General features: G+C 70.1%; 22 protein-coding genes. 5 read left to right on the top strand and 17 right to left on the bottom strand.

Going from position 1 to position 26,350, the window contains the following annotated elements; translation table 11 throughout:
• Nucleotide 1: 1 nt before the first annotated feature.
• Genes FWJ24_RS11680 through wecB form a run of 15 tightly spaced genes read right to left on the bottom strand, consistent with a single transcriptional unit; the run spans nt 2 to nt 16,058 of the window.
• Nucleotides 2-742 carry a class I SAM-dependent methyltransferase gene (locus FWJ24_RS11680; protein WP_166443681.1) on the bottom strand — a complete coding sequence of 247 codons (741 nt, stop codon included), beginning with the start codon at nt 740-742 and terminating at the stop codon, nt 2-4.
• Nucleotides 742-1,917 carry a sulfotransferase family protein gene (locus FWJ24_RS11675; RefSeq protein ID WP_166443680.1) on the bottom strand — a complete coding sequence of 392 codons (1,176 nt, stop codon included), beginning with the start codon at nt 1,915-1,917 and terminating at the stop codon, nt 742-744. The genes FWJ24_RS11680 and FWJ24_RS11675 overlap by 1 nt, the downstream gene beginning before the upstream one ends.
• Nucleotides 1,918-1,922: 5 nt before the next feature.
• Nucleotides 1,923-3,050, bottom strand: a complete 1,128-nt coding sequence (locus FWJ24_RS11670) for a class I SAM-dependent methyltransferase (protein ID WP_150288018.1) — start codon at nt 3,048-3,050, stop codon at nt 1,923-1,925.
• Nucleotides 3,047-3,895 carry a class I SAM-dependent methyltransferase gene (locus tag FWJ24_RS11665; protein ID WP_150288017.1) on the bottom strand — a complete coding sequence of 283 codons (849 nt, stop codon included), beginning with the start codon at nt 3,893-3,895 and terminating at the stop codon, nt 3,047-3,049. The genes FWJ24_RS11670 and FWJ24_RS11665 overlap by 4 nt, the downstream gene beginning before the upstream one ends.
• The gene (locus tag FWJ24_RS11660; protein WP_150288016.1) at nt 3,892-5,016 is read right to left on the bottom strand and encodes an N-acetyl sugar amidotransferase; all 1,125 of its coding nucleotides are present in this window, start codon (nt 5,014-5,016) and stop codon (nt 3,892-3,894) included. The genes FWJ24_RS11665 and FWJ24_RS11660 overlap by 4 nt, the downstream gene beginning before the upstream one ends.
• Complete coding sequence (gene asnB / locus FWJ24_RS11655) at nt 5,013-6,854, bottom strand: asparagine synthase (glutamine-hydrolyzing) (RefSeq protein WP_150288015.1); 1,842 nt, start codon at nt 6,852-6,854, stop codon at nt 5,013-5,015. Before asnB (FWJ24_RS11655) ends, FWJ24_RS11660 begins: the two co-directional genes overlap by 4 nt.
• 3 nt (nt 6,855-6,857) lie before the next feature.
• Nucleotides 6,858-7,862, bottom strand: a complete 1,005-nt coding sequence (locus FWJ24_RS11650) for an N-acetylneuraminate synthase family protein (protein ID WP_150288014.1) — start codon at nt 7,860-7,862, stop codon at nt 6,858-6,860.
• Between the two features lie 19 nt (nt 7,863-7,881).
• Nucleotides 7,882-8,592: a GNAT family N-acetyltransferase gene (locus FWJ24_RS11645; protein WP_150288013.1), complete on the bottom strand. Its 711-nt coding sequence runs from the start codon at nt 8,590-8,592 to the stop codon at nt 7,882-7,884.
• A gap of 20 nt (nt 8,593-8,612) precedes the next feature.
• Entirely contained in the window at nt 8,613-9,647 is a 1,035-nt protein-coding gene (locus tag FWJ24_RS11640; protein WP_246155666.1) for an NAD-dependent epimerase/dehydratase family protein, read from the bottom strand.
• An 18-nt stretch (nt 9,648-9,665) separates the two neighbouring features.
• On the bottom strand, nt 9,666-10,682 hold the full coding sequence (locus FWJ24_RS11635) for a Gfo/Idh/MocA family protein (RefSeq protein WP_150288011.1): 1,017 nt from the start codon (nt 10,680-10,682) through the stop codon (nt 9,666-9,668).
• The gene (locus FWJ24_RS11630; protein WP_166443679.1) at nt 10,679-11,383 is read right to left on the bottom strand and encodes a cytidylyltransferase domain-containing protein; all 705 of its coding nucleotides are present in this window, start codon (nt 11,381-11,383) and stop codon (nt 10,679-10,681) included. Before FWJ24_RS11630 ends, FWJ24_RS11635 begins: the two co-directional genes overlap by 4 nt.
• Nucleotides 11,384-11,390: 7 nt before the next feature.
• Nucleotides 11,391-12,416, bottom strand: coding sequence for a Gfo/Idh/MocA family protein (locus tag FWJ24_RS11625; RefSeq protein WP_166443678.1), 1,026 nt, complete (start codon nt 12,414-12,416; stop codon nt 11,391-11,393).
• A gap of 2 nt (nt 12,417-12,418) precedes the next feature.
• A complete protein-coding gene (locus tag FWJ24_RS11620; protein WP_150288008.1) occupies nt 12,419-13,684 on the bottom strand; it encodes a class I SAM-dependent methyltransferase in 1,266 nt (421 codons plus the stop codon).
• A 40-nt stretch (nt 13,685-13,724) separates the two neighbouring features.
• Complete coding sequence (locus FWJ24_RS11615) at nt 13,725-14,945, bottom strand: glycosyltransferase (protein WP_150288007.1); 1,221 nt, start codon at nt 14,943-14,945, stop codon at nt 13,725-13,727.
• An 18-nt stretch (nt 14,946-14,963) separates the two neighbouring features.
• The gene (gene wecB, locus FWJ24_RS11610) at nt 14,964-16,058 is read right to left on the bottom strand and encodes a non-hydrolyzing UDP-N-acetylglucosamine 2-epimerase (RefSeq protein ID WP_150288006.1); all 1,095 of its coding nucleotides are present in this window, start codon (nt 16,056-16,058) and stop codon (nt 14,964-14,966) included.
• Between the two features lie 290 nt (nt 16,059-16,348).
• Here wecB and FWJ24_RS11605 point away from each other — a divergent pair, with 290 nt between their 5' ends.
• Genes FWJ24_RS11605 through FWJ24_RS11585 form a run of 5 tightly spaced genes read left to right on the top strand, consistent with a single transcriptional unit; the run spans nt 16,349 to nt 23,230 of the window.
• Nucleotides 16,349-18,487: a bi-domain-containing oxidoreductase gene (locus tag FWJ24_RS11605; RefSeq protein WP_150288005.1), complete on the top strand. Its 2,139-nt coding sequence runs from the start codon at nt 16,349-16,351 to the stop codon at nt 18,485-18,487.
• A 2-nt stretch (nt 18,488-18,489) separates the two neighbouring features.
• A complete protein-coding gene (locus tag FWJ24_RS11600) occupies nt 18,490-19,179 on the top strand; it encodes a class I SAM-dependent methyltransferase (RefSeq protein ID WP_246155671.1) in 690 nt (229 codons plus the stop codon).
• An 11-nt stretch (nt 19,180-19,190) separates the two neighbouring features.
• Nucleotides 19,191-20,036, top strand: a complete 846-nt coding sequence (locus FWJ24_RS11595; RefSeq protein ID WP_166443677.1) for a class I SAM-dependent methyltransferase — start codon at nt 19,191-19,193, stop codon at nt 20,034-20,036.
• On the top strand, nt 20,014-22,110 hold the full coding sequence (locus tag FWJ24_RS11590; protein WP_166443676.1) for a heparinase II/III family protein: 2,097 nt from the start codon (nt 20,014-20,016) through the stop codon (nt 22,108-22,110). Before FWJ24_RS11595 ends, FWJ24_RS11590 begins: the two co-directional genes overlap by 23 nt.
• On the top strand, nt 22,076-23,230 hold the full coding sequence (locus tag FWJ24_RS11585) for a glycosyltransferase family 4 protein (protein WP_166443675.1): 1,155 nt from the start codon (nt 22,076-22,078) through the stop codon (nt 23,228-23,230). Before FWJ24_RS11590 ends, FWJ24_RS11585 begins: the two co-directional genes overlap by 35 nt.
• On the opposite strand, the gene FWJ24_RS11580 is transcribed toward FWJ24_RS11585, so the two are convergent.
• Nucleotides 23,218-24,396: a glycosyltransferase gene (locus FWJ24_RS11580; RefSeq protein ID WP_150288000.1), complete on the bottom strand. Its 1,179-nt coding sequence runs from the start codon at nt 24,394-24,396 to the stop codon at nt 23,218-23,220. The two genes, FWJ24_RS11585 and FWJ24_RS11580, sit on opposite strands and share 13 nt — an antisense overlap.
• Nucleotides 24,393-26,327, bottom strand: a complete 1,935-nt coding sequence (gene asnB / locus FWJ24_RS11575; RefSeq protein WP_150287999.1) for an asparagine synthase (glutamine-hydrolyzing) — start codon at nt 26,325-26,327, stop codon at nt 24,393-24,395. The genes FWJ24_RS11580 and asnB (FWJ24_RS11575) overlap by 4 nt, the downstream gene beginning before the upstream one ends.
• Nucleotides 26,328-26,350: the final 23 nt, after the last annotated feature.

Here is a 26,350-nt window from a genome sequence, read left to right as displayed (position 1 = left end):
GTCAGGCCTTCCGCGCGATCATGTGGCACCAGGGCTGGAACAGCGTGCCCCGGAACATCATCCGCGCGCCGTGCTCGTCCTTGCGGGTATAGGTGATGAGGTCGTTGGGATAGGGCTGCCTGGGCAGGTCGATCGGCAGTTCGAAAGGCTGGAATTCCCAGCTCGCGAAGCCTGCCGCGGCAAAGGCCGCCGCGATCCGCTTTTCCGAACGGAAGCAGAGGCGCAGCCCCTGCGGATGGCTGTCCGAGGTCTCGATGATCTCAAGCTCCTGCTGGAACGGATGCGCGAAATCATAAATGACCACCCGCCCGCCCGGCCGGAGGGCGCGGTGAAGGGATGCCAGGGCCATGTCGTATTGGGCCTCGGTCATCATGTAGAGCACCGCGTTGACGACGATCACGTCATAGGCCGCCGCCCGAAGCTCCATGATATCCATGGCTTCGAACGCAACTCCCGCGAGATCGGGATTGGCGCGGGCCAGTTCCAGCGACGATTCGGCCAGATCACCCCCGACAAGGGTGATTCCGGCCGGCAGGGCACCGCGCAGATGCTTCAGGAGATTCCCGGTCGAGCAGCCGATATCGAGCACGACTTCCGAGCCGCGAATTCCTCTGATGATGATATCAATTATCTTCTTGTCGCTCTGGCGAATGTCTTTTGCATATTTCTCCTGATACGCATTGTATTCCTTGAGGAATTTCTGATCCCCGACATATTCCTCATAACTGAATTTGCTGCTCATCATTCTGCTCGCTGCTGGAGAACGTCAGGGTTCAAGAAACACCGCGCCATGAGGGTCCCTGTTTCGGGGAGAGAGGGGGGGGCGCGCCAAAGCCGGTGCCTGAGCGCTTCCCAGGCGAGATCGGCGAAGGGGTCGCCGCTATCGCTGCGCCAGCTGCCCGGATCGTCATGGAAATCGAGCATGCGGCGGAGCACGGCATCGGTCGGTTCGGGCAGCACAGCGTCCGGCTCATAGCCGGCCGCCGCCATTTCCGGGGCGCAGAGGAATTCGGCGAGCGCATGATCCGCCGGAGCGATGCGCCGGCGCCAGCCCTCGGCGGCCGCAGGCGAAATGCCGGTGCCGATCGCGCCGAAGGAGCTGTTGCCCTGCCAGCCGTTCTCCCCGCCGGGATGCAGCATCGCCGCCTCGAAAGGCAGGCCGAGAAACGCGCCGAGCCGGCCGGCTTCGGTCTCGGCGGCATGGCACATGGTCTCGAAACGCGCCACCGTGAGGCGCGGCGCGAGATCCGGTCGCGCCTGGAACAGCGCGACCAGCGCGACCAGCTTGCGCCAGTGCCGGAGATAGCTCACGCCATGGGCGTGCTGGCTCGGATCGCCGGCCGCCATGGCGATGAGGCTTGCGAGCACCGCGCGCGGATCGCGCAGGACGATGACGAAGCGGGCATCGGGGAAGGCGCGGGCCAGCGCCGGCAGGAAATCGACGGTCCAGACCTCCTTGCAGCCGAGCCAGGCGAGCGGCCCCCGCCCCGCCTCGCGCGCCTCGGCCGCGACCGCGCCCAGCACGGCGCCGATCAGCGCCGCGACATCGCTGCCGTCCACGCGGACGAGATGCCGCGCGAGATCGGGGCTCTCGAGCGCCGCCCGAGCGGCGAGCGCCTCCCTGAGCGGCGCGAGACGATCGGGCGGGATCGCGATATCCGTCCGCGCCGCCAGCATCGCCGCCAGCATCGCCGGACCATCGGCGTCGAAATAGAAATCCTGGAACGGCTCGCCCGCGGGCCGCTCCCGGAGGAGCCCGGCCCGCGCCTCCGCCATGACGGCATCGCGCCAGAACCGGAACAGCGGCATGAGCGGATCCATCCCGATCGCCACGGCGGAATGCGCCGCGAGCACCCGCGCGATCAGGTTGGTGCCGCCGCGGGCGACGCCGAAGACGAAAAGCGGATGCGGGGCCATGAGGCTCATTCCACCGGCACGGCCGCGACGATGATGTCGTCGCAGAGCCGGCCGTGATCGAAGCCGGCCTGGAGCAGCGGAATCGCATGCGCGAGGCGCGCGACGAGCGCATCCTCGCCGGCCACGAGCGCGCATTGGACGAGCAGCTCGTAGGCATCCATGCCGAAATACCAGGCCGCGACAGGGCGGAAGCCCGTATCGACCAGCGCCGAGAACAGGCCGGAATCGGAAAAGCAATTGATATGCGAACTGGGGTCCATATGCCGGGCGACGCCCTCGGGATGGGCGATCTGGGCCAGGGTTCCGGCGGCCTCCAAGCGCGGAACCTCCACCACGAGCATGCCCCTCCCCGGCTGGAGCCGGGCGCGGGCGGCGCGCAGGAATTGCCGCGGCGCGGGGATGTATTCGAGCAGCCCCCAGAAGGTCACGAGATCGACCGGCTGCGCGGGCGCCGCGCGGAAATCCGCATTGTCGAGCGCGATTCCGAACGTTTCGCGCGCGAAGCGGCGCGAGCCCTCGGCCAGTTCGAACCCGTCGCAGCCGATCCCGGCACGCCGCGCCGCGGCGACGAAATGCCCGCCGCCCGCCCCGATATCGAGCGCGGTCGCGGGGGCACGGCCGAGATGGCGGCGGAAGAGATCGAGAACCCAATCGAGCTTCGGCGCAACGATGCGCGCGATCCGGCGCTCCGCCGCCTCGCTGTCGGTATAGATCGCGGCATGGTCGTCGGAGGCGGCGAAATGGCGCGCGAAGGCGGCGGCGGAGGGGCGCCGGCCGACGAATCCGTGCCCGCAGGCCGGGCATTGGTGATAGGCCACGCCGAAGACGCGGAACGCCTCCTCGAGAACGGGCTGTGCCGCGTCGCAGGCGGGGCAGGATGCGAGCGTCTCGAGTTCGGCCTCCTCGCCATAGAGCGCTTGTGCCGAGCGCTTGAGGAAGGCGGCGTAATCCCGGACCTCGCCGAGATCGGTGCCCTTGAAGGCAAGGACGTCGAGGGGCTTTCCGGTCCGCACCTCGATCTCGAACGGCCCGCCGCGCCCCGCGGGCGGTGTCCAGCGTTCCATCGCTACCGCCACGCGTTCCACCGGCGCCTCGCGCCGCCAGACGCCTGCGCCGCGCATGCCCCCGCTCATGGTGCCTCCCTCGTCTCCGCCACGGCCCAGACGGTGTATTTGCCGCTCGGTTCGCGCAACGCCTCGAGGCGCCGCAGCACGAAACCCGCGCGGGCCACCAGAATCGCCAGCGATGCCGGGGAAAAGACATGGTGGTGCTCGATGAAGAATTCCTCGCGGGCGGGGCCGTCCGGATCCCCGGACGCCGCCTCGCCATCGGGAACCTCGACATAGACCAGCCCGCCGGGCAGGAGCAGGCGCCCGGCATGGCGCAGCATGGCGGCCGGTTCCTCCACATGTTCGAGGACCTTGTTGAAGCTCACCAGCGCAAAGCCGCCGATCTCCTCGCGCGAAAGCGCCTCGATCGGCTGTTCCAGCGCCTCGACGCCGACGACCTCGCGGAGATGGACAACCGTGCGCGGATCCGGCTCCACGGCGAGAACCGCCCATCCCTTCGCGGCCATGCCCGCGGGGAACACCCCGAGCCCGGCGCCGATATCGAGCAGCCGGCGCGGCATGGCGGGCGGCAGCAGGGCGTCGGCCAGGGCCGAAAGCCGCGCGACGCGGCCGGCATTGTCGGAGCGCTCCGGCGGCAGGGCGAGGATCCTGGCGAAACGCGCCGCCATGCCGGCCGACCCGCCATAGGTCTTGTCCACATAATCCGCAGCATAGAGGGCGGAGAGATCGAGATCATGCGCGCCGAACCAGTGCCCGCAGAGGCCGCATCGGGCATAGCTGCGCCGATAGGCCGTGGCACCGAGATCGAAGCGGGTCTCGCCCATGGGCGGCCGATCATACGCATAGGCCTCGGTCCGATGCGCGCCGGCGCAGGGACATTCGATCGAGGGCGCCAGCGCGCGCGTCATGTCCAGGTCCAGTCCGGCAGAAGGAAGTCCGGAATATGCCAGCGGCCATCCGCGCGCCGCTGCCAGATCGCGGGGTTGCGGAAGGTCTCCGCGATGGCGAGGAAGCGGGCGCGGTCGATGCCCGCGAACGCGCAGAACCGGTCGATATCCGCATGCGGGGTCTGGTCGCCGGTGGCGCGGATCACCGCGATCGCCGCCTCGCGCGTCATCCTGCCGTTGCGGATCTCCAGCGACAGATTGTCGAAAAGCCGCGTGAAGCCGAACTTGTACCATTTCATCCAATGATGCAGCGAGATGAAATCGTCGTCGATATCGGCGAAATCGTAATAGCCCGTGCGCGGCCCGGCGGCATCGGAGGAGAAGCCGTGGGCCATGGCGACGCGCCGGGTCTCTTCCGGGTCCCATTCGAGATAATAGCCGAGGAAGACCGCCCGCACCCCGGCCGCGTCGAGTTCGGCCTCGCTCGGCGCGGAATAGGGGATCAGGTCCTTGGCGGACAATTGATCCGACAGCCAGTCCCGCGCCACCGTGCCCTGGGTGACGCCGTAGGTGCGCAGCCAGGCGGCATCCAGCCGGAACCCGGTATCCGCCTCGTCGCGGCTGCCATATTCGAAGGCCGAGTTCTCGCCCCAGACAACCAGCGGGATGCGGAAGCGGACCGCGATGGTCAGCGGAATGCTGAACAGCGCAAGATGCATCGGAATCGCGGTCGATCCGTGGCGCTCGAACGCGGCGAGCATGAAGCGCGCCTCGACATCCGGCGCGATCGACCAATCGACATGGTCGACGCCGAGGCGGATCAGGTTGTCGAGATTGCGCTGGCCGATCGCCGTGCGCCCTGGAGGGCGCCACGTCACCGCCAGCGGCTTCAGGCCCAGTTCCAGGCATTTGACGACCTGCCAGGTGCTGTCCTTCCCGCCCGAGACCGGGATCACGCAATCATAACCGCCCGCCGAGGCCTGCCGCGCGGAGGCCGCGACGGCCTCGAGCTGGCGCCGGCGCGCCGCCCAATCGATCCGGCGCTTGGTGCCATGCGCGCGGCAGGCATTGCATACGCCATCCTCCGCGATGCGTAGATTGGGCCGCGTATCCGGCAGCACGCAGGAACGGCACCAGATCATGCCGCCACCTCTTCCAGGAAGATCTTCGCATTGACGAAGTTGAACAGGAACTTGCTCCGGCTGTTGGGCAATTCGGCGGCATCGAGCAGCGCCGAGATCCTGTCGCGCCGAAGAAGCGCGAAGACGGGCGAATCCGCCAGCAGTTCCGCGCGCACGGCCGGATCGCGGGTATCGAGATAATCGAGGATCGGCGCGTTGAAGCCGACCTTGCGCGGATTGTCGAGGATGACATCCGGCGCAAGCCCCCGCACCGCATCCCGCAGCAGCGCCTTGGCGCGGCCGTCGCGGACGAGATGCCGCGTCGGCACCCGCTGCATGAAGTCGAACAGGGCCATATCGAGAAAGGGCGAGCGGTTCTCGATGGAGAAATACATTGCGTTGAGGTCGTCCTCGTGCAGGATCACGGGCACGCTTTCGGCAAACAGCTCGTTGGCCATCCGGTTGCGCAGCAGCGGTTCCGTATAGGCGCTCTCGATGAAGGGCTCGGCGAACGGATCGATCAGGAAATCCGAGAACACATCCGCGTCGAGATAGATGTGATCGCGCGCGCCGGGCCGCGCGATGAAATAATCGGGATCCGACAGGAAAGGGTTGCGGACGATGGGGGCGACATGGCGGCGCCAATGCGCCAGCGCCTCGGCATGGCGCTGCGGCGCTTCGGCCGCCATCGCGGCGAGATAGGCGTTGTGGTGGTCGTAATAGCCGGAGAACAGCTCGTCCGCGCCGGTGCCGCTGACCGAAACCTTGTAGCCCGCGGCGCCGATCGCCTCCATCAGCAGCCATTGCGCGTAATAAGTGATCGTATAGACGGGCGCATCGTGCTGGCGCACCAGCCGCCGCAGGTTCGGCAGGAAATCCGCGGTATCGACCGGCAGGGGCGTGTGCCGCAGCGCAAGTTCGCGGACGGCGGCTTCCACCATGTCGCGCTCCTCGTAGCGTGCATCGGTGTTCATGACGGTGAAGCCGTGGACATCCTGCCCGAGTTCCCGCCGGGCGATGGCGATCAGGGCGTTGCTGTCGATGCCGCCGGAGAGGCAGAAGGCCAGCGGCACATCGGCCCGCAGGCGCAAGGCGACCGAGCGGATCAGCCGGCTGCGGACGCCCGCGACCGCCTCCTCATAGGGCATCGCATCGTCCCGATCCCCGAAGCGGGGGCGCCACCACGGCGTCTCGACATAGGCCGCGCCGGGGCGGCAGATCCCGAGATGGCCGGCGGGCAATTCCTCCAGCCCCTCGAAGAAGGTGTCCCGCGTCTTGTAGAGCGCCTTGTAGCCGTTGACGAGAAACCGGCGCAGATGCCGGAGGTTCGGGGCGGGAACCCGGCCGGCCAGCGCGAAGACGAATTTCGCCTCCGAGCCGAAGAACAGCGTGCCATCGGCCTCGCGCAGCACATAGAGCGGCTTCTCGCCGAACCGGTCCCGCGCCAGCGTCAGAACCCCGGTTCCGGTATCATACCAGGCGAGGGCGAACATCGCCTCGCAGGCGCCGAGGCCGGCGAAGCCGCGCTCCGCGAGGATGCGCGCGAGGATGCCGGTATCGCCCCGCGTCGCGACCGGCCCGCCCGTCCGTTCCAGCTCCTCGCGCAATTCGAGGTAATTGTAGACCTCACCATTATAGCTCAGCACGCCCGCGCCCTGCCGGAACGGCTGGTTGGAGGCCGGATCAAGATCGATGATGGCGAGGCGGCTGTGGAGCAGAGTGAGGTGCCGGCCGTCCGGCGTCCGGGTCGAGAAGGTGCCCTCGGCATCCGGCCCGCGCCGGCGCATCGCGGCGCGGCAGGCCGCGAGGCGGGCATCCGCCAGCGGCCGGGAACCGAGATAGCCGGCGATGCCGCACATCGCTCAATCCTCGATATCGGCAGGCGATAGCCGCGCGCCGGCCGCAACCGCCCGCTTCAGCCTGCGGCCGAGCACGGCGGCCTCGGCGCCCGGCGGCAGGCCGCCGCCGGGGCGCAGCCATGCCAGATCGGCGAAGGCCAGGACATGCCCGGCGGGCAGATCGCGCGACGCGGCGATCGACCGGCGCGCCGCGCTCCCGCTCTCGGCGGGCATGGCGCGCTTCACCCCGTCGCCCAGCAGCGCGTTCGCCTCGCGGATCCGGGCCACCATCTCGCGCAGCTCCGCCGGCTCCGCGGAAAGCTGGTGATCCCGGAACGCGGACTGGGTCTTGGACCGCGTGAAATGCTTCTCGATGACCCGCGCGCCGAGCCCGACCGCGAGAATCGCGGCGGCGATGCCGAGCGTGTGATCCGAATAGCCGACGGGGCGCCCGAGCGCGGCAAGCGTGCGGATGGCGGCGAGATTCGCCTCGCCGACGGGCGTCGGATAGGCGGAGACGCAATGCAGCAGCACGAGACCGGGATCGACACCCGAGCGCGCCCAGACGGCCTCGATCGCGGCCTTGGACCGCGCGACCATCGCCAGATCCGCCATGCCGGTCGAGAGGATCAGCGGCAGCCCGGTGCCTGCGGCGCGTTCCAGCAGCGGCAGGAAATCGTTGTCGCCGGAGGCGATCTTCAGCGCCGGCGCGATCGGAGCGAGAAAATCGACCATGCCGAGGCTGAACGGCGTCGAAAGGAACATCACACCCGCCCGCCGCGCCGCCTCGGCGAGGCGGTGATGCGCCGCCTCCGGGAGCGCGAAGCGCCCGAGCTGGGCGAGGCGCTCCGGCTGATCCGGCGCGACCAGCGCCCGCGGTTCGATCGACTGGAACTTGACCGCCTGGGCGCCCGCCTCGGCTGCGAGATGGACAAGCTCTTCCGCGAGCCCGACATCCCCCTCGTGATTGTTGCCGATCTCGGCGATCACCAGGACGTCCTGCGTCAGGTCAACGGGGCCGATGCGCATGGCGATCACCTTCGACAGATTAGGCCGGCAGGCCGTGATGATGCAGGACATAGGCCGCGCGGGCCAGGCGGAAGCCGCACGCCTCGTAGAGGCGGCAGGAGGGGGTATTGGCGGCCTGGGTTCCGACCAGCAGCCCGGATGGCGGCGCCCCGCCGGTGCGATCGGCGAAGGCCGCCGCGACGAGCGCCCGCCCCAGGCCGCGGCCGGCCATATCCGGCGCCACGGCGATGAGATCGATGGTCAGGCGCGCCTCGGCATCGCGCAGGAAGAGGAGAAATCCGGCGGCCCCGCCGGCCGGTCCCTCGGCCAGGAGCATGCCGTCTCCGCGCCGGCCCGCGAAATAATTGCCGGCCCAATCGGCCTTGATCCGGGCCGCGACGTGGTCGTCGATCTCCGGATCGAGATGGAAGCGCGTGAAGCGGAACGCCTTCCGGGCGATGTCCGTCACCGCCTCCCGGTCCTGGGGCCGCGCGGCCCGGATGCCGGACGGCGGCGTTTCGGCCCGGCCCGGCGCCTCGAAGGTCAATGCGGTATCGACGACGCGGAACCCGCGCGCCTGCAGCGCGCAGAGCCGGGGCGTGTCGGCGGCAGGCACCTTCGCCGTGACGAAGGCCGGGGCGGCCGGAAGCGCCATCTCCGCGATCGCGCCCGGCTCCGGGGCGTGCAGCGTGAAGGCGGGGCGCCCCATCCGCTCCGAGAGAAAGGCGTCCGGCGTCAATGCGGCGCTCATGCCCCGATCCCCGCGCCCGCTCAGTGGCCGAAGAGCTTCGGGTCTTCCTTCGCAAGCCCCAGATACCAGTCGATATACTGCAGGTAGCCCCGTTCCAGCGGGAAGGCGGGTTCATAGCCCAGCAGGGTCCGGGCCTTGGAGATATCGAGCGTGCCGCGTTCCGGCATCAGCGCATCGCGCGGGTGATGGGTCACCGTGACCGTCGGGAAGCGCTGGCGGAGCAGGTCCGCCATCTGGTTCAGCGAGCGCGCCGATCCATAGGTGAGGTTGAAGGTCTCGTTCCGCGCGGCCTCCCGCGTGATGCAGAGCGTGACGCCCTGCACGAGATCGCCGATATAGGTGAAATCGAGCTGGTCGCTGCCGTCGCCGTTGACGGTGATCGCGTTGCCGCGCAGCGCGTTCTCGATGAAGGCCTGCCCAACCCGCCGGCTCACGCAGCGCTCGCCATAGAGCGCGGAGGGGCGGATGATCGTGTAGGGAACCCCGAAGACCTGCTGATAGGCCTTCACGAGATGCTCGCCGGCGAGCTTCAGCGCGCCGTAGATGCCCATCGGCTCGCAGATATTGGTTTCCTTCGCGGCGGCATTGCCGAAATTGCCGTAGACCATCGAGGACGAGAAGAAGATGAAATGGGTCTTGCGTTCGCGCACGCTGTCGAGCGCGTTCTCGAGGGTCCGCATCGAATGGTCGAAGGTGCTGTAGGGATCCTTGTTCGCCCGGTTCGCATGCGCCACCGCCGCCAGCTGCACGACGACATCGGCCTGGATCTCCGAGAGATGCCGGGACAGGAGCTGATAATCGCGCGCATCGACGATATGCAGCGGAATGCCGGCCCGGCGCAGCAGATCGAGCCGCTGGTTCGCGAATTCGATGTAGAGGCGGGCATTGGGGTTCTGGTCGAGCCCGTGCGTGAAGGCGCCGAGATTGTTCACCTGTAGGCTGTCGACCACATGCACCTCGGCGCCGAGCCCGTGCAGGTGCAGCGCGAGGTTATGGCCGATGAATCCGGCGCCGCCCACCAGGGCGACGCGCCTGCCAGAAAGTTCAGTCGTCACGATGGCTATCTTTCAGGTTCATGCGGAAAAGGAGATGGAGGGCAGGACGGGTTCCGGCCTGCCGCTGCGGGCGGAGCGATCGATGGCGTGGCACAAATTCATCGCGGCGAACACCTCCTCCGCGCGGATCGCGGCATCCCCCTGCCCGAGCAGGGATGACACGAAGCATGCGAGCAGCGCGTGCTTCGGCACGCCCGGATAGGCCGTTTCCACACGCTCCGGCGCGACCGCGGGATCCCGCGACCGCCAGATCCGCGCGTGATCGCGGCCGTTCTCGAAGGTTGCCTCGGTACCATAAACCAGCAAGCGATGGAAATGCGGCTCGACACAGCCGAAATTCGCGCCGATCTTGCCGATCACGCCGTTCTCGAACCGGACCAGCGCCATCGCGAGATCCTGCCCCGCAAAGGCGGTGCCCTGGCTGGCAATGGCGTTGGAGAGCGCGAAGACCTCGCGCGCCGGAGACGCCACGAGCCACAGCAGAAGGTCGGCGAGATGGATCCCGCCGCCGAGGATGACGGAATATCCGGGATCGCGGCCGCGCCAGCCCTCGGTCAGCTTGTGCAGGCGGCCGTAATTGTAATCGCCCTCGATGGCGGTCAGCCGGCCGAACGCGCCGCGCCCGATCTCGGCCTTGAGCGCCAGGAAGCGCGGGGAGCGCCGCAGGATCGTGTTGCTCGACAGCCGGATGCCGGGCCGGGCGGCCAAGGCGGCCGCGATGGCGGCCGTGTCTTCCTCCCGCGTCGCCAGCGGCTTCTCGGCGAAGACATGGCAACCCCGCGCGATGGCGTCGAGGATCTGGGCGGCATGATCGGCGTCGTAGCTCGCGACCACGACCAGATCCAGCGCCGCGCCGTCGAGCATCGCGCGCGCATCCGCATAGCGCGCGGCCGCCGGAAAACGCGCGCCTGTTGCGGCGAGCCGCGCCTCGTCCCGATCGCAAACGGCGACCAGCGCACAGCCGGGCGCGGAATCGAGGAAGGCGGCGTGCTGCTCGCCGATGCCGAGGCCGATGACGCCGGCGCGGATCGTCATGCGCGCAGCACTCCTTCCGCAATCAAACGCTGCCGGGTCGCCAGCAGGGTCTCGAGCCCGGCCGCATCCGCCTCCGGGCCAAGCGCATGGATGAGGCGCTCGACGGCCTTGAAATCCTCTTCCGTATCGATCGAGAGCTGAACCTCGCCTGCCGGCGGTTCGCGCTCGAAGCCGACGATCCGGCACAGGTCGGGGTTGCGATAGAGGAACGGCGTCACATGCTCGCGGTCCTCGCCCGCACCGAAGCGCGGCAGCAGCCGCGCGAACGTCTCGACCCTCACGATCTCTACCGATTGCCCCTTGGGAAAGGTTCTGCGCACGACATTGCTGACCAGATCCGGCCGCGCATCCCCGAATAGCCGCAGCGCCTGCGCGACGATATCCGGATCGAGGAGCGGGCTGTCGCCGCTGATCCGGACGAAGGCATCCGCACCGCTCGCGCGGGCCGCTCCCAGCATCCGCGTCGCGACATCCTCCAGCGGCCCGCGATGGCAGGGGATTCCCTCGCGCGCCGCGAAAGCGGCCACGGGATCGTCGCTCGGCGCGTCCGAGGTCGCGATGGCGATGCCATCGAGGCCGTTCACCCGGCGCAGCCTTCCGACCAGATGGCCGAGCAGCGGCCGGCCGGCGAGCACGCGCACGACCTTGCCCGGCAATCTTGCCGAGGACCAGCGGGCCTGGACGATCGCGACCACCCGCATGACGCCCTCAGCGAAGCGGATGGGCGCGGGCGCGCTGCATGGCGCGGCGCACCGCGAGCCCGGCCTCGAAACCGGGCAGATCCGGCGGTGCGGCGCCGTGATGCGCCGCCAGCCAATCGGCGAGCAGGGCGGCACTGGCGGCAACCCGCATGTCCGGATGCGCCGGGGCGCCCGCCAGCGGCAAGACCCGCTCGCCGGCGCCATCCTCGATCCAGACCCGATGATCCGCCAGCCCGAAGGGCGGCCGATGGCACCAGACGAGCCGTCCGCCCTCGCCATGCACGGTGACGCGATGGCCGAGCGGGACGGATTCCGTGTTGGAAATCGCGATCAGCGCCGGAACCTCGCCGAAATGCGCGAGCATCGACAGGCTGTCCGCCGTCTCCGTCTGCAGACGTCCCTCGCCCGCGGGACGGTCCTGAATGCGCTTGCGCTCGCTCAGGACCACGGCTTCGACCGGCGCCGCACAGAGCCAGGCGAGGTAATCGAGGACATGGGAGCCGAACTCGGTCAGGATCCCGCCGGACCGGGCGGCGTCGTCCCGCCAGCTCCATTGCCGGTCGGGCCGGGCGCCGCCGGAGGTCAGCCAGGCCACGTCCACATGGTGGATGCGCCCGATCTCCCCGGCCCGCACGGCCCGCGCCAGCGTCGCAAGCCCGGCATCGTAGCGGAACTGGAACCCCAGGGCGAAGCCGCCGCGCGCCGTGCGGGCCCTGGCGGCCATGGCTTCGGCTTCGTCGAGATCGAAGCCGAACGGCTTCTCGCACAGGACGGAGAGGCCGCGATCCAGCGCGGCATGGACGAGCCGCGCCTGGGCGCGCGGCGGCACCGCGACGATCACCATGTCGAGCGCCGCTTCCGCGATCATCCGGCCGGCATCCGAATAGGGCGTGGTTCCGGCTTCGGCGATCTGCGCCGCACGGCCCGAACCGCCATCGGCGAGCGCCACAAGGCGGATGCCGGGCGTGGCGGCCAAAGCCGGGATATAGACCTGCGCGCCGAAGCCGACGCCGGCAAGACCCACCCGCAGCATGCTCATCCCTGCGCGATGTCGATCGTCACCTCGGGAAGGGGGAGGATGATCTTCGACCGGAGCCCCCGCTGCCGCAGCTTCGCGATGATCGGCCGGGCGTAATGCCAGGAGAGCATAAGCGCATAATCCGGCTGCTCGCGGAACATCCGCTCCTCGTCCACGATGGGGATATGCATGCCGGGCAGGAAGAGGCCGAGCTTGAGCGACGAGGATTGCTCGGCGATATAGGGCATGAGGTCGGGGTCGATGCCGACATAGTTCAGGAGCGTGCTCGACCTGCCCGGGCAGCCGATGCCGCAGAGCGTGTGGCCGGCGGCGCGGATTTCCAGCACCTTCGCGAGCAGGTCGCGGCGGCTGCGCCGCACGCGCTCGGCGAAGGCCTGATAGACCGCGCCCTCGTAGAGCCCCGCCTCCCGCTCGGTCGCCAGCAGGTCGCGGACCGCATCGCTGACCGGCCGCCCCCTGCCCTTGACGGCGAAGACGCGGATCGAGCCGCCGTAATTGTCGATCCGCTCCACATCGGCGACCGTGAAATCATATTGTTCGAACAGCCGGATAATCGACTTCAGAGAGTAATAGCGGAGATGCTCATGGTATATGCTGTCGTATTGCAGGGTCTCGATAAGATCGAGGATGTAATGCGATTCCGTCACGAAGACGCCGCCATCCTCGAGAAGGGCGGAGACGCCGCGCATGATCGTGCCGAGCCCGGCGACATGCGCGAAAACGTTCGTCGCGGTCATGACCGAGGCATGCCCGTAATCGCGGACGATCCGCGCCGCGACCGTCTCGTCGAAGAAGGCTTGCAGGGTCTCGATCCCCGATTGGTTGGCGATCTGCGCGATATTGGTCGCCTCGACGCCGAGAACCCGCATGCCGCGCTGCTTGAACGCCGAGAGCACCGTGCCGTCATTCGAGCCGATATCGATGACGAGCGATCCGGGTTCGACCTGAAACCGGCCCAGCGTGGATTGCGCCGTGCGGCTCAGCTTCTCGACGAGCGTCGCGGTGATGCCCGATCGATACGGATAATCGGGGAAGAACAGCACCTCCGGCGCCACGACATGGTCGATCTGCACCAGCGAGCAATCCTCGCAGAAGAACAGCCGCAGCGGGTAGCTCGTCTCGGGCTCGTTGCGCTGGTGCGGCCAGAGCAGGCTGTCGCAGGGCGGCTGGTGGCCCAGGTCGATCACGGGCTGGAGCCGCGTGGAATTGCAGACCTGGCAACAGGTCAGCGTTCCAACGCTCAGATCATGGTGCGCGGCCATCTGTCACGACTTTCTCTCAACGCTCGACTGCCGGGCAGCTTTACAGGGTTTCATCGGTCCGCGCTGCCGGCGCCTGCCCGGCCAGCAGCGAGACAAACAGCCCGGAGGCAGCCGCCGGGCTGAACTGCTCCTCATACACGCGATGCGCGGCGCGAATAACCGGCATCTGCCGCGCGGGGTCGCGGAACGCGTCGCGCATCTGCGCGACCATCTCGTCGGCGGTGCCAAACAGGCGCGCCGTCTGCCCGTCGACAAGCGCCGGGTTGCCGAGGCTCGTGTTGCGATGGGCGATGACGAGCCCGCCCGCGGCCATGGCCGTGAGGATCCGGCTCCGGTTACCGACGGGGACATCCATCGGCGCCAGAACGGCATGGCATTGCCGGATGAGGCCGACGAGATCCTCGACGAAGCCCAGAAATTCAAGCTCCGGGGTTTCGGCGATGGCGCGCACCGCGAAATCCCGCAGATCCGCGTGCCCGGCGATCAGCAGCCGGAACCCGCCGCGTCCCCAGAGGCGGCGCAGCCGCGGCACCACCTTGCGGAACATGAAATGCAGCGCCGATCGCGAACCCAACCCGGTCAGGTTGCCGAAGAACAGGAAGGTCGGCATCGCCGGTTTCGGCGGCAGCGCGGCGGGTAGATCGGCCGCGGCCGGCCAGGGATAGGGCGCATAGCGGCTTGCGATCCCCAGTTCCGCCAGGGCCGCGACCGAGGACCCCGAGGAGACGATGACGGTCTCGAAATGCCGCAGTACATCGGCATAGACTCGCGCCCAGGCCCGCCGCTGCGCCCAGGCATAGGGAAGCCAGCGCAGGCTGAGCGGGTTCTCGCGAAAACCGTAGAGGTAATTGTACCAGCTGGACTGGAATTGCAGATCGCCGAGCCACACGATCTTGCGGGCCGCGCTCGCGCCGGCGGCGAGCGCCGCCGCATGGATATCGAAGGCCAGGATCGCATCCGGCCGCGCCGCGGCGATCCGCGCGTCGAGCGGGGCGGGATCGCCGTTCTCCAGCCGGACCGAGAACCGGCTGGCCCGGAACCCGCCCGCGGCGCAGGCGAACAGCGTCCTGCCCGGGACGAGGCCGGTGCGCGCGCCGTGATCGGCGATCGCCGCCGGGTCGGGTTCGCGCCCCTCATGGAGGCAGAGATGCGTGAGATCGTGCCCCGAACGCGCCAGCGCGGCGATGTAATGGTGGAACAGCACGACGCTGGCGCCGCGCTCGGGATGCGGCACGCCGGGCGAGAGCACGAGAACCCGCATCGCCCTGGCCCTGCCACCTCACGCTGCGAGGCGAGCGCGAAGGCTCGCGACCACGCGGCCGGCCGTCTGTCCGTCCCAGAGAGCAGGCCGGCGCCCGCCCGGATGGCGGCCGGCGAGCACCTCGGCAAGCGCCAGGTCGAGCGTCTCCGGGGCGACCAGACGGTTCGAGCCCTGCGTCACCGTGATCGGCCGCTCGGTCGTCGGGCGCAGCGTCAGGCAGGGGATGTCGAGATAGGTCGTCTCCTCCTGGATGCCGCCGCTATCGGTGATCACGACGGCGGCAGCGCGGACGAGCGCCAGGAACTCGACATAGCCGAGCGGCGGCAGCAGCCGGATGCCCCCCTGTTCGAGGACGGTTTCGAAACCCTGCCGTTGCAATGCGGAGCGCGTGCGCGGATGCACAGGGAAGACCAGCGGAAGGCGCCGCGCGGCGAGGAGCAGCGCGTCGACGAGGCGCCGCAGCGGCTCCGGCCGGTCGACATTCGCCGGACGATGGAGCGTCACGACGCCGAAACCCTTCGAAGACAGGCCGAGCGCCGCGGGGCCGGGCGCCGCGAGGATCGCCGGCCACATCCGCAGCAGCGTGTCGATCATGATGTTGCCGACCCGGACGATCCGGTCCGCAGCGATGCCTTCGGCGGCGAGGTTGTCGTCGGCGTCGGGCGACGGGGTCCAGAGCAGGTCGGCCAGGGTGTCGGTGACGACACGGTTGATCTCTTCGGGCATCGTCCGATCGAAACTGCGCAACCCGGCTTCGAGATGGGCGACGAAGCAATCGAGCTTCTTCGCGGCCAGAGTGCAGGCGAGCGTGCTGTCGACATCGCCGACCACGATGGTGCAATCCGGCCGTTCACGGCGGATCAGGGTCTCGTAGGCGACCATGACGCGCCCGGTCTGCTCGGCATGCGAGCCGCCGCCGACCCCCAGATGATGGTGCGGCGGCGGCAAACCGAGATCCCGGAACAGCACGCCGGACATGGCATCGTCGTGATGCTGGCCCGTATGGACCAGCGCGACCCTGCACCAGGGCTCCGCCGACAGCGCATCGAAGAGCGGAGCCACCTTCATGAAATTGGGCCGCGCGCCAGCAACGAGATGAACGAGGGCCGGCAAGAGCTTTTTCCGAGAAATGGCGCGGCGACAACCGGGCGCGCAGCGCGCGATGAGGCCAGGCAGCCTTGCGGCAGGAGGATTGCGGAAGACACGGTTCAGCCCGGCTGCGGAGGTCCGGACACGCTACCGCAGCCCGGGTGAACAGGTTTCACCGGGCTGCCGGAGCCGAAAGCGGCGCCGTTCTGCCTCTGGCCCGGAGGCTTGTCAAGGATCGCGGGCCGGCGGCCGATCCCCGCGGAAACGGCCGCTTCGGCTTGACCGGAGGCCGCAAACCGCTCAGATCGAACGCCATGAAACAGGTCGTCATCCAGCCGCGTGCCGGGGTTTCGCTGGCGGAGGTTCCGGCGCCGGGCATCGAGCCGGGGCGGGTGCTCGTCCGCGTCGGGCATAGCTGCGTGTCGGTGGGAACGGAGATGAGCGGCATCCGCGCGCTCAACCGGCCGCTCTGGAAGCGGGCGATCGACAAGTCCGGCGATCTTCAGCGCCTGATCGCGCATGCGCGGGAGAACGGCATCGCGCAGACCCGCGCGCTCGTGGATCGCAAGCTGAAGGCCCTGCAGCCGCTCGGCTATTCGGCCGCCGGAACCGTGATCGGGATCGGCGCGGGCATCACCGGGATCCGGGAGGGCGACAGGGTCGCCTGCGGCGGCAGCGACTGGGCGCATCACGCGGGCTTCGTCAACGTGCCCGAGAATCTCTGCGTGCTGGTCCCGGACGGCCTCGCCGAGGCGGAGGCCAGCACGGTGACGCTGGGCGCCATCGCGCTCCAGGGTGTGCGGCGGGCCGCGCCGACGATCGGAGAGACGTTTCTCGTCAGCGGGCTCGGCATTCTCGGGCAGCTCGCCTGCCGGCTGCTCCACGCCAATGGCGTGCGGGTCATCGGCGTCGATCCGCTTGCCGCCCGGCGCGATCTGGCGCTGCGGGCGGGCGCCGCCCATGTCCTCGATCCGGCGGCGGAGGATGTGGCCGCCCTCGCGGCCCGCCTGACCGGCGGGCACGGCGTCGATGGCGTGCTCGTCGCCGCCGCAACGCGCGATCCGGGGGTGCTGGCGGCGGCCTGCGGCGCCTGCCGCCGCAAGGGGCGCGTCGTGGTGATCGGCGATGTCGCGCTCGCGGTCGATCGCGGCGATGTCTATGCCAAGGAACTCGACCTGCTGATCTCCACCTCTTACGGGCCGGGCCGCTATGACCGGCGCTACGAGGAGGAGGGCCTCGATTATCCGCTCGGCTTTGTCCGCTGGACAGAGAACCGCAACATGGCCGCCTATCTGGATCTGCTCGCGGCCGGCCGGGTGAACATCGCGGATCTGATCGCCACGCCCGTGCCGGTGGAGGAGGCGGCGGCCGCGTATCGCCGGCTTCAGGAGGGCGGCGACGCCCCGCTGATGGTCCTGTTCCGGTATCCGGAAGCCGCAGCGCCCGCGCGCATCATTCCGGTCGCCGCCCCGGTGGTCCGGCGCGCGCGCACCGGGCAGATCGGGCTCGGGCTGATCGGCGCGGGCGGCTTCGCGACCGGAACGCTGCTGCCGCTGATCGCCGCGGAGCGCGACCGGTTCCGGCTGACGACCATCGTCACCCGCCAGGGCCTGAGTGCCGTCAGCACGGCGCGCCAGTTCGGCGGCCTCGCGGCCGCGACCGATCCCGCGGCGCTGCTCGACGATCCGGAGACCGAGGCGGTGCTGATCGCGACACGCCATCATCTCCATGCCGGCCAGGTTCTGGCGGCGATCGAGGCCGGGCGGCATGTCTTCGTCGAGAAGCCGCTCTGCCTGACGGAAGAGGAACTGGCGCGGATCGAAGCCGCGCTCGCCCCGCGCGACACGCCCGGCCCGGTGCTGATGACCGGGTTCAACCGGCGGTTCTCGCCGCCGATCCGCCAGCTTTCCACCGCGCTGCGGCACCGGAAGGGGCCGATGATGATCGATCTGCGCGTGAATGCGGGCTACCTTGCACCGGAAACCTGGGTCCATGGCCCCGAAGGCGGCGGGCGCAACATCGGCGAGGCCTGCCATTTCTACGATCTCTTCACGGCGCTGACCGGCGCCCCCGTGCAGGAGATCCGTGCCATGGCGATCGGGGATCGGTCCGGCGCCCTTCGTCCGGACGACAATTTCTCGGCACAGATCCGCTTCGAGGACGGCTCGCTGGCCGTGCTCACCTATACGGCGCTGGGCGATGCCCGTTTCCCGAAGGAAAGGATGGAAATCTTCTGCGACGGCCGGGTCTACAGCCTCGACAATTACACGGCCCTGTCCTCCAGCGACGGGCGCCTCAGCTGGCGCGCGCCGCGGCCGGAGAAGGGGCACCGGGAAGAGCTGCGCGCCTTCCACACCGCCATCACGGCCGGCGGGGATTGGCCGATCCCGCTCTGGGAGCAGGCCCAGGCCATGCGGATCGCCTTCGCGATCCAGCGACAGATCACGGCGTGAGCATGCAGGCCGACCACAGCCCGCCGCAGCCCGCGGCATCGTTCTTCGACAGGCTGGCCCCGGAATGGGGCGCGCGCTATGCGCGCGATCAGGCCTATGCCGCGCGCCTCGCCCGGTTCGACACGGCGCTCGCCGGCCTGGAACCCGGCGCCCATATCCTCGATTTCGGCTGCGGCGCGGGGGATCTCGCCCGCCATCTCCGGGATCGGGGCTTCGTCGTGATCGGGCTCGATGCCTCGCCGTGCATGATCGAGGCCTGCCGCCGCCACGGCGCACGCGGCGATATCCGTTTCGAGGAATATCCGGGCACCGGCCCCCTGCCGCTCGCCGACGGCAGCTTCGACGCCGTCGTGAGTTCGAGCGTCCTCGAATATGTGCCGGAGCTTGACCGGCTGCTCGCGGAGCTGCGCCGGGTGCTGAAACCGGCCGGCCGGCTCGCGGCCACCGTTCCCGACCCGCGCGACCCTCTCCGCCGTCGGGAGCAGCTGATGCGCGCCGCCATCGCCGTTCCCGGCATGCGGCCCCTGCTCCGCAGGACGCGCTGGCGTGAGGGCGCCGAATATCTGGCCCTGTCGATCAACCGGTTTCCGCTCGCGGGCTGGGCAACCCGGCTGGAGAAGGCGGGCTTCGATGCCGCCCCTCCCCGCCGGGAAGGACCGCTGATGATGCTGCTCGCGACGGCCGGGCGATGATGGAGACGGGCATGCCAGCAACCGGCCTTGCGCCTTCGTCCGGGCAGCAGCCACCGGCACCGCAGCCGGCCTGGGGGCCATTGCCCGCCGAGGATTGCTACGCGACGGCCAAGAAGATGGCGTGGTTCCGCACACGCCTCGACGCCCAGCGCCGCCGCCTCGGCCGGCCGCTCGCGATCCTCGATTTCGGCTGCGGCAGCGCCGCCCATGCCGGCCGCTACCTGATGAACGACATCGACCATTACACGGGAATCGATATCCACGAACCGTCGCTCGGCTACGCGCGGGCGCATTTCGCGGGGCCGCGGGCCCGGTTCGAGGCCGAGATCCCCGAAGGCGAGCGCTTCGACATCATCATCGCCTGCGAGGTGCTCGAGCATCTCGATCATCCCGATGCCGTGCTGGGCGGGCTCGTGGCGCGGCATCTGCGACCCGAGGGCCGAGTCATCGGTTCCGTTCCCAATGGCTACGGCCTGACGGAGATCGAGAAGAAGATCGACCAGACCCTCGGCCTCTATCGCGGGCTGCGCTGGCTGGTCCGGCTTGCGCGCCGCATCCGGGGCGCGGGCGATCCGGCCCGCGCGGCGGCGATCCCGTACAATTACGAAAGCGGGCATGTGCAATTCTATACCAGCGGCCAGTTGCGCCGGGTTGCGCAGGCGGCCGGCCTCGATCTCGCCGGGCTGGTCAACGGCACGCTGATGGGCGCAGACCTTTCGGGCTCGACGATCCTGCGGCCCGGCGCGATGATCCGCGCCAATGTCCGGATCGCCGATTGGCTGCCGAACTGGGCCGCCGCGACATGGTTCTTCGAGATGCGCAGGCCCGGGGATGATGCGGATCCTCTCCGGCGCTAGGCGCGTTCACGGCGCGCTGGGCCGGCGGCTTCGCGCGGCCCGGCTCGCGCTGGCGGACCGCTTCCGCCCGAGCTTCGGAGCGACGCCGGAACACCCCGCCTTTCCGGTCTTCCCGCCCGCGGCGTTTGATCGCCTGCTCGATCGCGGCGCGGCGCTGGAGGCCGAGGTCGAGCCCCTGCTCCGGCATCGCTTCACCGTCTTCGGGCGCCGGGGGCTCGATCTCGGCTTCGGCGCAACGGCACCGGGGCGCGACGGCCATCATTGGCCGGCCACGGCACCGGTCGAGGCGGATGCCGGAGGATTGTGGCTCGGCGCCCATGTCTGCCGCGCCAACCGGGCGCGATCGGCGGCCATCTGGGCGCTGATCGCGACAGGCCCCCAGGCCCTGCCGGATTACCGGCCGATCGACTGGCAGCGCGATCCGGTCAGCGGTTTCCGCTGGAACGGCCGGCACCGATCCCGCCGGCTCGCGATCGCACCGGCGCGCGGGGTCGACATCAAGGCCGCCTGGCAGACGGCGCGGCTCCAGCATCTCCCGCGCCTCGCCATCGCCGCCGCGCGCGCGGGGCGGCGCGGCGAGCATCCGCGCGCCAACCGCATCGCGGCCGAAATCCGCGCGCAGGCGCTCGATTTCCTCGCCGCCAATCCGCCGCGCCACGGCGTTCAATGGCGATCGGTGATGGAAGTCGCGATCCGGGGCGCCAATCTCGCGCTGGCGCTGAGCCTGCTCGCCCATGCCGGCCTCGCGCCGGAACGCGCCGCGCTTGGCGTTCTCGGGGCGGGGATTGCGGCGCATCGTCGCCACGTGCTCGACAATCTCGAATGGTCGGAGACGGCGCGGGGCAATCATTACCTGTCCGATCTGTTCGGCCTGGCCTTCATGGCGCTGGTGATGCCGCCCGGAACCGGGCGGGACGCGCTATGCGCGTTCATTGCCGCCGAGATCGACACCGAGACCCTCCGCCAGTTCCACGCGGATGGCGGCTCCTTCGAAGGCTCGACGGGTTATCATCGCCTGGCGGCGGAGGCAGTGCTCTGGGGGCTCGCCGCCCTCGCCGGGGCCTGGCGGGCCGATCCCTCCTGGGCGCGTCAGGTGCCGGCGGGCGGCATCCGCCCCCGCCCCGGCATGCCGCGCGGGCCGCTCGGCTCGGATCATGCGCCGGTTTCCGGGGCCGCGCTCCGGCGCTTGCGGGCCGCGACCGCCTTCGCCGCCCAGCTGCGCGGGGATGACGGCGCGGCGATCCTGATCGGGGATGACGATAGCGGCCGGCCGCTCGATCTCGACCCTGCCGATGGAACCGCCACGCCACCCGATCCCCGCCGCCGGGAGGGCCTGCTCGCGCTGGGAGAGGCTCTCCTCTCCCCATGCGACCCGACCGGGATGGAAGGGCCGCTCGCGCGGCTTATCGCCGCCGGCCCTCTCCCATCCGGCGAGGCGCCGGCGGCGGCGCGGACACAGTTCGGCGAGGCCGGTCTTGCTGAAGCGGAGGCGCCGCTCCGCGATCTTCCGCCGGAACGCCGGCGGCGGCGAAGCTTCGCCCTGCCGCATGACGACGCAACCTGGCGCGTCGCGGTGTTTCCGGATTTCGGGGTCGCCCTCGCCCGGCGCGGCGGTGCGCATGTCGCGTTCCGCTGCTTCGACCCAGGGCGCCTCGGCGAGAGCGGACACAGCCACGACGACAATCTCGCGGTGGATCTCGTGCTCGGCCCTGTCGCGATCCGGGATCCCGGCAGCCGCTGCTACACGCCCTTCCCCGATCTCAGGCGGCAATACCAGGCGGCGGACGCGCATGACGCCCCGCGCCCGGTCGGGCATGCCGCGACCCGGCCCGGAGCGACGCTGTTCCATCTCGATCATCTTGCGACGGGCCGGCTCCTCCATGCTTCCGAGGCCGGGTTTGCCGGCGATCTCGTCGGGCCGGGCTGGCATGTCCGGCGGATCATCCGGCTGCTGCCGACCGGCGTGACGATCGAGGATGCCTGCCTGACCGGACCGCTCGCGCCCGCGATGCCGGCCCCGCCCGCCTGCCGAGGATATGATGAGCCATTCCCGAATCCTGCTGATCCTCACTGAGAGCCTCGCCAATCCGGTGGTGCGCTCGCAGGCGCTCCGCCACGCGGCGGTGATGCACGGGCTCGGCATTGCGGAATTCGAGATCGCGGCGCTCGGCCTCGGCACGGACATGCACCGCGCCAATCTCCTTGCCCTGGAGGCGGCGGAGCAGGCCGCCGGCTGCCGCATCCGGCCGCTGGAGGGCCTGCGCCCCGCCATGCCCGGCGCCGCGCGGCACAATGCCGGCCGGCTCCTGGCGCGGCACGGCGGAGGAAGCGAAGCCTTCGGAGCGATCCATGCCCGCACGGATTACGCCGCTCTGGTGGCGCTGCCGCTCGCCCGCAGCCTCGGCGTGCCGCTGATCTGGGATTGCCGGGGCGATGCCGTCGCCGAAACGGAATATGGCGGCAAGGGTCCGGCGGCGGCCCTACGGCGGCTGGTCCTGCGCCGCCGCCAGGTCGAACTGGTGCGCCGGGCCGACCGCGCGATCTTCGTCAGCCGCCCGCTGCGCGCCATGCTCGCGCCGCCCTGGCCGGCGGAGAAACCCGCCATTATCGCGCCCTGCGCCGCGGAGGGGGAGTTGTTCCGGCCGGATGCGGCCTTGCGCGACGCGACGCGCGCCAGGCTGGGGCTCGCACCCGCAACGCCGCTCCTGCTCTATGCGGGCGGCCTCGCGCCCTACCAGCACCTGCCCGAGACCATCGCGCATTTCCGCGCGCTGCACGCCGCGCGGCCCGAGGCGCGGCTGCTCATGCTGACGCCGGACCGCGACGCGGCGCGCGCGATGGCGGGCGCGGACCCGGCGATCCTGGTCGACAGCGTCGCCAACAATGCGGTGAACGCGTATCTGAACGCCGCCGATGCCGCCTATCTGCTCCGCGCCGCCGACCGCACCAACCGGGTGGCGAGCCCGACCAAATTCGCGGAATACGGGCTCGCCGGATTGCCGATCATCATGTCGCGCGCGATCGAGGATTGCGCGGCCGCGGCGGACGAGGCCGGCAACCGCGTCGACCCCGCGGGCGGGTGGTCGGCGCTCGACCAACCGCGCCCGCCCCGCGAAAGCATCGCCGCCTGGTTCCGGAGCCGCTATACCCGCGAGGGGCAGGCTGGCCTTTATGCGCGCATCTACGCGCCGTGAGGCGCCGCCGCCGACGCGAGGATCGAAGCCAGCGGCACGGTTCCGAGTTCGCCGGCGCGGCGGTAGAGCATCTCGTAGCGCGCGAGCATCGCCGCCTCGCCGAACCGCTCTGAAACGCGCGCCCGCGCCGCCGCTCCGAGCCGCCGCGCATCGTCCGGGCTCGCGGCCAGAGCCAGGATTGCGCGGCCGAGCGCCGCCGGATCGGCCACCGGCACGAGCAGCCCGCTCACCCCGTCCTCGACCGCGTCGAGATTGCCGCCGACCGCCGTGGCGATGGTGGGGATCCCGGCGGCCATCCCCTCGACCAGCGCGTTCGAGAACCCTTCCTGATGCGTGGGCAGGACGGCGAGATCAGCGGCCGCGAGCAGTTCGGCCGCGTCGCTCCGCGCCCCGACCCTGCGGACGCGGCCGGCGAGACCGTGCCGGAGGCTGAGAGCGTCGAGGGCGGCACCGATGCCGTCATCCCGGCCGATCAGCGCCAGAACCCAATCCTGCGGGAGCCGCGCCGCGATCGGCCCGAGCGCCGCGATCAGGTCCGCATGGCCCTTGTAGGGGATCAGGTTGGCGACGACGGCGATGAGATAGGCTTCCTCCGCGACCGCGATCCGGGCGCGGCGGGCGCGGCGCTCCGCGGGAGAAAGCAATGCCGGCACCGCCACGCCGTTATGGATGAGCCCGAGCCGCGCGCGCTGCCCCGTTTCCGCCAGGAGTTCGGCCAGAACCGCCTCGGAATTGCCGATCACCCCCAGCGCGCGCCGGATGAAGACCCGCTCCATCGCCCATATCCCCGGATAGGCCGCGCGATAATGCGCCAGCGAACGCCGGCTGAGCAGATAGCGCCGGAACCCGACGCTCTCGGCTGCCAGAGCCCCGAGCAGGCTCGGCTCCGGAAGGAACAGGTGCAGGAGATCGGGGGCGGTTGCGCGAATGCGCCGCCGCAGGCCGGAAACCATGGCCGCCGCCCGCCATGCGCGCCCCATGCCCGGTTCGGGGCCTTCGACGGCGATGCCGGCGGCGCAGAGCGGCGCCTCGAGGACGCCGCCGCGCTCGAGAACGTGCAGGCCGATCTCGATTCCCCGCGCGGCGAGGGCCGGCAGGACCTGAGCCAGGTGGCGTTCGGTGCCGCCGACATGCATCGGCGGTCCGACAACGAGCACGCGCGTCATTCCGCACTCATTCCCGGAATAGGCCGGGGAGTCCAGCGGCGGCGCCAGACCTCGAACATCAGCAATGTCCAGAGCTGGTAGGCATGGTTGCGGCGGCCGGCCGCGTGCTCCTGCCAGAGCTGCCGCGCGGGCGCGGCCCGCAGCAGGCCGCCGCCGTAATCGGCGGCGTGCAGGAGATCGCCCGCCCAGCCGCGCAGGGGGCCGCGCAGCCAAGCGGCGAGCGGCACGGCGAAGCCCATCTTGGGCCGCTCGATCAGCCGGCGCGGCACGTAGCGGTCGAGAACCTGCCGGAGGATCCATTTCGAGCGTCCGTCCCGCAGCAGATGGCGGCGGGGGAGCCGCCAAGCGAATTCGACGACACGATGATCGAGCAGCGGCGGCCGCGCTTCCAGCGCCACGGCCATGGAGGCACGGTCGACCTTCTGCAGGATATCGTCCGGAAGATAGGTCAGCGTATCGCGGAAGCGCATCCGGTCGATCAGGTCCAGCCCCTCCGGCACCGCCAGCGGATCCGCCGGCTCTTGCGCATCGATATGCTTGGAAGGGTCCGGAATCTGGCTGACGAGCCGCCGATAGAGCCCGTCGGCATCCAGCGCGACGACGCTCCCCGCCTTGATCAGCTTGTCGCCGAGCTGCCGGGGCATGCCGGGCAGCCGGCCGATCGTCGCGTCGACGGCGTCGGGCGGCAGGCCGGCGAGAACCCCCGCCGCCAGCCGGCGGAGAGGCCGCGGGATCCGCTCGACCAGCGGCCAGCGGGCGCCGGCCAGGATATAGCGGTTGTATCCGGCGAAGAGTTCGTCGCCGCCGTCTCCGGACAGCGCCACCGTGACATTGGCCCGTGTCAGCCGCGAGACGAGATAGGTCGGGATCTGCGAGGAATCGGCGAAGGGCTCGTCATAGATCGCCCCCAGGCCGGGAGCGGCTGCCAGCGCGTCCGCCTCGGTGGCCACGAGTTCCGTGTGCTCCGTGCCGAGATGCCGCGCCACCGCGGCGGCATGCGCCGATTCATCGAAACCGAGATCGGGGAAGCCGATCGAATAGGTCCTGACCCGCCCCTGCCCCGCCGCCGCCATCATGGCGACGATCATCGAGGAATCGACCCCTCCGGACAGGAAGGCCCCGAGCGGGACATCCGCGATCATCTGGCGCGACACCGCGTCCCGGAGGAGTTGATCGAGGGCCTCGACCGCCGCCTCGTCGGGCAGATCGAGCGGGTCGGCCCGGCCCCGCTCGACGGCCCCGGCCAAGCTCCAATAGCGCGTGCGCCGCTCGGCTCCGTCGGGTCCCAGGATGCACCATTCGGCCGGGGCGAGCTTTTCCACGCCGGCGAAGATCGCGCCGGGGGTGGGGACATAGCCGAACCGCAGATAGGCGGCCAGCGCCGCGGGGTCGATCGCGCCGCCGATTCCGGCAGCCAGCAGCCCCCGCATCTCGGAGGCGAAATAGATCCCCCCGCCCCGCCGCGCGAAGAACAGCGGCTTGATGCCCAGCCGGTCCCGGACAAGATGCATCTCGCGGGTACTCCGGTCGAACAGCGCCAGCGCATACATGCCGTTGAGATCGGCCAGCGTCTGCGCGATGCCGCGCCGGGCGAAGCTCTCCAGCATGATCTCGGTGTCGGAATGGCCGCGCCAGGCGATGCCGCGCAGCGCCGGATGCGCGCACAATTCGCCGGCATTGTACAATTCCCCATTATAGACCAGCACGAAGCGTCCATCCGCCGACACCATCGGCTGGGCGCCCGCCGGCGAGAGATCGACGATCGCCAGCCGGCGATGGGCCAGCGCAAGGCCGGCCTCCGCCTCGACATAGAGCCCCGCGCCGTCCGGGCCTCGATGCGCGATCGCGAGCCCCATTGCCTCGCCGAGGCGGCGCAGTTCCTGCGACGCTCCGACGAGCGCGGGGTCGAGCAGGCCGGCGATGCCGCACATCTCACGCTCCCGGGGCTAGGGGT

The organism is Rhabdaerophilum calidifontis (genome assembly GCF_008641065.1).
Classification (GTDB): Bacteria; Pseudomonadota; Alphaproteobacteria; order Rhizobiales; family Beijerinckiaceae; genus Rhabdaerophilum; species Rhabdaerophilum calidifontis.
This window is presented reverse-complemented; position numbering and strand designations above follow the sequence as displayed.

Bases quoted from the DNA above. Each gene is read 5' to 3' on its own strand.
- FWJ24_RS11680 (WP_166443681.1), bottom strand. From the start codon at position 742: ATGAGCAGCAAATTCAGTTATGAGGAATATGTCGGGGATCAGAAATTC.
- FWJ24_RS11675 (WP_166443680.1), bottom strand. From the start codon at position 1,917: ATGGCCCCGCATCCGCTTTTCGTCTTCGGCGTCGCCCGCGGCGGCACC.
- FWJ24_RS11670 (WP_150288018.1), bottom strand. From the start codon at position 3,050: ATGAGCGGGGGCATGCGCGGCGCAGGCGTCTGGCGGCGCGAGGCGCCG.
- FWJ24_RS11665 (WP_150288017.1), bottom strand. From the start codon at position 3,895: ATGACGCGCGCGCTGGCGCCCTCGATCGAATGTCCCTGCGCCGGCGCG.
- FWJ24_RS11660 (WP_150288016.1), bottom strand. From the start codon at position 5,016: ATGATCTGGTGCCGTTCCTGCGTGCTGCCGGATACGCGGCCCAATCTA.
- asnB (WP_150288015.1), bottom strand. From the start codon at position 6,854: ATGTGCGGCATCGCCGGCTATCTCGGTTCCCGGCCGCTGGCGGATGCC.
- FWJ24_RS11650 (WP_150288014.1), bottom strand. From the start codon at position 7,862: ATGCGCATCGGCCCCGTTGACCTGACGCAGGACGTCCTGGTGATCGCC.
- FWJ24_RS11645 (WP_150288013.1), bottom strand. From the start codon at position 8,592: ATGAGCGCCGCATTGACGCCGGACGCCTTTCTCTCGGAGCGGATGGGG.
- FWJ24_RS11635 (WP_150288011.1), bottom strand. From the start codon at position 10,682: ATGACGATCCGCGCCGGCGTCATCGGCCTCGGCATCGGCGAGCAGCAC.
- FWJ24_RS11630 (WP_166443679.1), bottom strand. From the start codon at position 11,383: ATGCGGGTGGTCGCGATCGTCCAGGCCCGCTGGTCCTCGGCAAGATTG.
- FWJ24_RS11625 (WP_166443678.1), bottom strand. From the start codon at position 12,416: ATGCTGCGGGTGGGTCTTGCCGGCGTCGGCTTCGGCGCGCAGGTCTAT.
- FWJ24_RS11620 (WP_150288008.1), bottom strand. From the start codon at position 13,684: ATGGCCGCGCACCATGATCTGAGCGTTGGAACGCTGACCTGTTGCCAG.
- FWJ24_RS11615 (WP_150288007.1), bottom strand. From the start codon at position 14,945: ATGCGGGTTCTCGTGCTCTCGCCCGGCGTGCCGCATCCCGAGCGCGGC.
- FWJ24_RS11605 (WP_150288005.1), top strand. From the start codon at position 16,349: ATGAAACAGGTCGTCATCCAGCCGCGTGCCGGGGTTTCGCTGGCGGAG.
- FWJ24_RS11600 (WP_246155671.1), top strand. From the start codon at position 18,490: ATGCAGGCCGACCACAGCCCGCCGCAGCCCGCGGCATCGTTCTTCGAC.
- FWJ24_RS11595 (WP_166443677.1), top strand. From the start codon at position 19,191: ATGCCAGCAACCGGCCTTGCGCCTTCGTCCGGGCAGCAGCCACCGGCA.
- FWJ24_RS11590 (WP_166443676.1), top strand. From the start codon at position 20,014: ATGCGGATCCTCTCCGGCGCTAGGCGCGTTCACGGCGCGCTGGGCCGG.
- FWJ24_RS11585 (WP_166443675.1), top strand. From the start codon at position 22,076: ATGAGCCATTCCCGAATCCTGCTGATCCTCACTGAGAGCCTCGCCAAT.
- FWJ24_RS11580 (WP_150288000.1), bottom strand. From the start codon at position 24,396: ATGACGCGCGTGCTCGTTGTCGGACCGCCGATGCATGTCGGCGGCACC.
- asnB (WP_150287999.1), bottom strand. From the start codon at position 26,327: ATGTGCGGCATCGCCGGCCTGCTCGACCCCGCGCTCGTCGGAGCGTCG.